Here is a 5,143-nt window from a genome sequence, read left to right on the forward strand (position 1 = left end):
CGGTCAGCCCCCGCAGCACCGCGCGGCTGCGCCGTCCCCGTCCGGGGTCCGCTCCTGCGCCGGCTGGGCGGCGGCGCCGGCATCCACCGCGCTGGCCCCCAGCACCTCGGCGTCGGCCTTGACCACGTACACCTCCCACGGCTCGCCGCCGGGGCCGTGCACCCAGACCTTGTCCTGGACCGCGTAGCAGCAGGCGGTGTCGGTCTCCTCGGTGGTGGTGAGTTCGGCGGCGCGCAGCCGGTCGCCGGCCGCGGTGACCTCGGCCGTGGCGCCGACCTCCACGCCCAGGTGGTCCAGCCGGGTGTGCTGGCCGGGCTCGCCCTCCAGGAGGACGAGCTTCAGCGGCGGTTCGGCGATGGCGAAGTTGGCGTACCCCTCGCGGCGCTTGCTCGGCCCGGTGTTGAACAGCTTGCTGTAGAAGGCGATGGACGCCTCCAAATCGCTGACGCGCAGGGCCAGTTGAACGCGGGACATGGCGCACCTCCAAGGATCGGTCCACGGGGACCGGTCGCCGCTGATTCGAAGTTCTTCAATGCAAGGTTGTGTCCTGGATCGATGAATGTCAACATAGAAGAATGTCGAATCAAGGTCTTACGGTGCTCGGCCGGGCCGGCGCGCCGGACGGGTGCTGTCCCGGCCTCCTGGCGGCGCCGATCGAGGCGGAGCAGGCCGCGGAGCTCGCGAAGGTGTTCCGGGCGCTGGGCGATCCGGTGCGGTTGCGGCTGCTGTCGATGATCGCCTCGCGGGCCGGGGGCGAGGTCTGCGTCTGTGACCTCACGCCCGCCTTCGACCTCTCCCAGCCGACCATCTCGCACCACCTCAAGCTGCTCCGCCAGGCGGGCCTGATCGACTGCGAGCGGCGCGGCACCTGGGTGTACTACTGGCTGCTGCCGGAGACCACCGACCGGCTGGCCGGCATCCTGACCCGCCCGGCGGGCGCGAACGCACCGGAACGGGACCCGGAACCGGCCGCGGCGGGGTGTTGCGGCCCGGCCGGCCCCGCGTCGGCCGACCCGGATGCCGGCGCCGAAGAAACCGCTGCGGGGGCCACCACTGCCCCCTCCGCAAACACCACCCCCGCCGATCTCGCGCGAGGCCACGCATGAGCGCGCCCGCGCCCGGCGTCGCGGGCCGGCTCTCGTTCCTCGACCGGTACCTGGCCGTGTGGATCATGGTCGCGATGGCGGCCGGACTCGGACTCGGCCGGCTGGTGCCGGGGCTCGGGGACGCGTTGGCCGCGGTCACGGTCACCGGGGTCTCGCTGCCGATCGCCCTCGGCCTGCTGGTGATGATGTACCCGGTGTTGGCCAAGGTCCGCTACGACCGGCTGCACACCGTCACCCGCGACCGCCGGCTGCTGCTGCCGTCGCTGGTGCTGAACTGGCTGGTCGGGCCGGCCGTCATGTTCGTACTGGCCTGGGCGTTCCTGCCGGACCTGGACGAGTACCGGACCGGGCTGATCATCGTGGGGCTGGCCCGCTGCATCGCCATGGTGATCATCTGGAACGACCTGGCGGGCGGCGACCGGGAGGCAGCCGCCGTGCTGGTCGCCCTGAACTCCGTCTTCCAGGTGCTGGCCTTCAGCCTGCTCGGCTGGTTCTACCTGTCGGCGTTGCCCGGCTGGCTCGGCTGGGAGCAGGCCGGCCTCTCCGTCTCGGTGTGGGAGATCGCCCGCAGCGTGCTGATCTTCCTGGGCATCCCGCTGCTGGCCGGCTTCCTCACCCGCCGACTGGGCGAGCGGGCCAAGGGCCGTGCCTGGTACGAACGCGAACTCGTGCCGCGGATCGGCCCGTTCGCGCTGTGGGGGCTGCTCTTCACGATCGTCGTGCTGTTCGCCCTCCAGGGCGACGCGATCACCTCCCGCCCGCTGGACGTGGTGCGGATCGCGGTGCCGCTGCTGGTGTACTTCGCCGTGCTGTGGGCCGGTTCGATGGCGCTGGCCAAGGCCGTCGGCCTGGACTACCCGCGGGCCACGACGCTGGCGTTCACCGCCGCCGGCAACAACTTCGAACTGGCCATCGCCGTCGCCATCGCCACCTTCGGCGCCTCGTCCGGCCAGGCGCTGGCGGGCGTCGTCGGCCCGCTGATCGAGGTGCCGGTGCTGATCGGCCTGGTGTACGTGGCCCTGTGGGCCCGCCGGTTCTACGCCGCCCCCGTCCCCGGCCCCGTCCCTGACCCCGGCCCCGTCCCTGACCCCGTCTCCGGACCACAAGGGGAGACCAGCCGTGCCTGACGCCGTACCGCAAGGAGAGACCAGCCGTGTCTGACGCCCCCGCCGCCCCGCCGTCCGTCCTCTTCGTCTGCGTGCACAACGCCGGGCGGTCGCAGATGGCCGCCGCCTTCCTCACCCACATGGCCGACGGCCGGGCCCGGGCCGCGTCGGCCGGCTCGGCCCCCGCGGCCACGGTCAACCCCACGGTCGTACGGGCCATGGCCGAAGTCGGAATCGACCTCTCCGCCGCGACGCCCAAGGCCCTCACGCCCGCGGCCGTACGCGACTGCGACCTGGTGGTCACCATGGGCTGCGGCGACGCCTGCCCCGTCATCCCCGGCCGCCGCTACCTGGACTGGGCCCTGCCCGACCCGGCCGGCCAGGGCATCGAGGCGGTGCGTCCCATCCGCGACGAGATCGAACGACGGGTGCGGGAACTGATCGCCGAGCTCGGCTGAGCCGGGGGGGGGCGGGGGCGGCGATCGGCCTGCACACCCGCAACGAACGCGGCCCACGAGGCCCACGAGGCGGAGCCGAACACCCACCCACCCGGGCCACCCACCCACCCGGGCCGCCCGGGCCCCCCTCGCCGCCCGCCGGGGCTAGAGCTCGGCCGCCACCCGTCCCCGCAGTTGGTCCAGGTCCAGCGCGTGCGCCATGGCCCGGTAACCCTCGTCGCTGGGGTGCAGGTGGTCGCCCGAGTCGTAGCGGGGGAGCAGGCGGAGGTGGTTGGCGGGGTCGCGGAGGGCCGCGTCGAAGTCGACGACCTCGTCGAAGACCTCGCCCGACCTGATCTGTTCGTTGACCGCCTCGCGGACCGCGTTCAGTTCGGGCGTGAAGCCGCGGTGCCCGTAGAACGGCATGAGCGTGGCGCCGACGACGCGCAGCCCGCGGGTGTGCGCCTGCTCCACCAGTTGCCGCAGGCCGCCGGTGATGCGGTCCGGGTTGGTCTCGTGGGGGTTGCGCAGGATGTCGTTGACGCCCAGTTCGATGACGACCGCCCGGACCCCGGTCTGCGCCAGCACGTCCCGGTCGAAGCGGGACAGGCCGCTCGGGTTGTTCGGCGGGGTGAGGTTGCCGTCGGTCAGCACGCGGTTGCCGCTGATGCCCTGGTTGAGGACGCCGAGCCGGGGCGCGTCGCGCTCGGTGCGCAGCCGCTGGGCGAGGAAGTCGGGCCAGCGGTGGTTGGCCCCCGTGGTGGAGGTGCTGCCGTCGGTGATCGAGTCGCCGAGCGCCACGACCGAACCGGTGGCCCGGCCCGTCCACACGTCCACGCCGGTCAGGTAGCGCCAGTACGGGCTCTGCTGGGTGAACGCCAACCCGGCGGTGTCCTCGGCGTGGTCGCCCTGTGCCGCGTACGAGATCTGTCGGGCGTGCGGGTGGTAGGTGACGGCGCCGGCCGGGGTGGGCGAATACGTGCTGACCAGCAGGTCGCTGGCGTCGGCGACGCGCAGCCCGGTCGGGTCGCTGAACACGTGTCGGCCGGCCGGGATGGTCACCGAAGGCCGCTTGTTGAAGAAGAGCCGCCGCATGGTGCCCTCGGCCGCGTTCGGTTCGTTGGGCGCGGCGGCCAGCGCCACCGAGGCGTGGCTGATGGTGAGCGGCCGGTTCCCGTACAGGTTGGAGAGTTGGATGCGCACCCGCTCGCCGCCGACGCTGATGCGGACCACGTTGCGGATCGACACCTTCGGGAAGCCGTTCGGCCGCTGGGGTTCGGCGGCGGCCGGCGACGTGGACCAGGTGCCCACCCAGGCGCCGGCGGAGGCAGGCGCGGCCTCGTTGCCGTGGCCGGTGGCCGGGGCCGCGGTGCCGTCGCTCTTGCCGACGCCGACGAATATCGCGGCGGAGACGAGGATCACCACGGCCGCCAGCGCAGCAAGCACGGCGTAGGCCGAATGCCTGGGCGGGGGACTCACGGTCATGTGCGGGGCTCTCCTGAACTCGGCGGAGTCGATGACCCCGCGGTGCGGCGGTGGGTGGGCGCGGTGCCCCCGCGCTGCGGCAGGGGGCGGGCGCGGTGAGGCGAACGCGGCCGACGAGGCTTCCCATGATCCCACGGGGTGGGTGACGCCCGCCCGCCGGACGGGTGAGCCCACGGGCGAGCCCGCGGGTGCGGATGGGGTCGCGGGTGTGCCTGGGGTGGTGGGGTTCGTGGGTGCGGGTGGGGTGTGCCTGGAGGTGGTGAGCGCTCGTGGGTGCGGGTGGGGTGCGCCGGGAGGCGATGCGCGCTCGTGGGTGCAGGTGGGTGCGCCCGGGGCCGTGGGGTCCGCGGTACGGGCGGCGTGCGTCTGGGGCGCGGGCGAGGCACGCCGTCCCCCGGCGCCCCGCCCGCGCTCTGGCTCCGGGCTCCCCGTCCCCGGACCGCCCCCGACCCACCCCCTACGGGCTGATTCAGGGCCCCGGACGCCGCGCCCGGGCTGCCGCCGGGAACCCTCCGTTCGTTACGGAAGGGGGCCCAGGCCCGACAATGGCCCGGGGGAACGGCGCGACCTTGGTGGAGTGAATGGAACGGACGTACGGGGATATCGGGGACACTGACGGCGCGGCACGGACGGGCGCGGGCGGTGGGGACGGCGCGGGCGGTGGCTTGGACGCCGGTTCGGGCGGCGGTGCGGGCGGTACGGGCGCCGGAGGCCGCGGCAGCGACGGCAACGGCCCGGGCGCGGGCGCGGGCGCAACAGGCCCCCCGGACCGCGGTGCCGGAGGCCGCGGCGGCGAAGGACCGGGCGCGGGCGACGGTGCCGGAGGCCGTAACGACCACGGCCAAGACCAGGGCCAAAGCCCCCGCACGGGCAAACCCCGCACCGGCGGCCCCTTCGCCGGTCCCGGGGGGGGGGGGGGGCCCCCGCGGCCCCCCCCCCCGCCCCGCGCGCCGGGGGGGTGGAAAGCCGCGGGGAGGGCGCCCGACGGGGGGGGGGGGTGTGGGGGGGG

Annotated in this window: 4 protein-coding genes and 1 pseudogene; 3 read left to right on the forward strand and 2 right to left on the reverse strand. The window is 74.5% G+C overall.

What is annotated here, in order from left to right:
• Nucleotides 1-3: 3 nt before the first annotated feature.
• Nucleotides 4-474 (reverse strand): ArsI/CadI family heavy metal resistance metalloenzyme, encoded by a 471-nt coding sequence (locus AAHZ94_RS28085; protein WP_349996330.1) that lies wholly within the window; start codon nucleotides 472-474, stop codon nucleotides 4-6.
• A gap of 101 nt (nucleotides 475-575) precedes the next feature.
• Between AAHZ94_RS28085 and AAHZ94_RS28090 the strand changes: the two are divergent.
• From AAHZ94_RS28090 to AAHZ94_RS28100, 3 genes and pseudogenes are all read left to right on the forward strand, one after another.
• Nucleotides 576-977 (forward strand): annotated as a pseudogene (locus tag AAHZ94_RS28090) (ArsR/SmtB family transcription factor); the annotation flags it as partial.
• 125 nt (nucleotides 978-1,102) lie between these two features.
• Entirely contained in the window at nucleotides 1,103-2,233 is a 1,131-nt protein-coding gene (arsB, locus tag AAHZ94_RS28095; protein WP_349996331.1) for an ACR3 family arsenite efflux transporter, read from the forward strand.
• Nucleotides 2,234-2,259: 26 nt separating this feature from the next.
• Entirely contained in the window at nucleotides 2,260-2,670 is a 411-nt protein-coding gene (locus tag AAHZ94_RS28100) for an arsenate reductase ArsC (RefSeq protein WP_349996332.1), read from the forward strand.
• A gap of 144 nt (nucleotides 2,671-2,814) precedes the next feature.
• Here the strand turns inward: AAHZ94_RS28100 and AAHZ94_RS28105 are convergent, their stop codons facing one another.
• Entirely contained in the window at nucleotides 2,815-4,134 is a 1,320-nt protein-coding gene (locus tag AAHZ94_RS28105) for an SGNH/GDSL hydrolase family protein (protein ID WP_349996333.1), read from the reverse strand.
• Nucleotides 4,135-5,143: the final 1,009 nt, after the last annotated feature.

It is taken from the genome of Streptomyces sp. HSW2009 (assembly GCF_040240285.1).
GTDB lineage: Bacteria > Actinomycetota > Actinomycetes > Streptomycetales > Streptomycetaceae > Streptomyces.

Coding starts and splice junctions, on each gene's coding strand:
- AAHZ94_RS28085 (WP_349996330.1), bottom strand. CDS start 474: ATGTCCCGCGTTCAACTGGCCCTGCGCGTCAGCGATTTGGAGGCGTCC.
- arsB (WP_349996331.1), top strand. CDS start 1,103: ATGAGCGCGCCCGCGCCCGGCGTCGCGGGCCGGCTCTCGTTCCTCGAC.
- AAHZ94_RS28105 (WP_349996333.1), bottom strand. CDS start 4,134: ATGACCGTGAGTCCCCCGCCCAGGCATTCGGCCTACGCCGTGCTTGCT.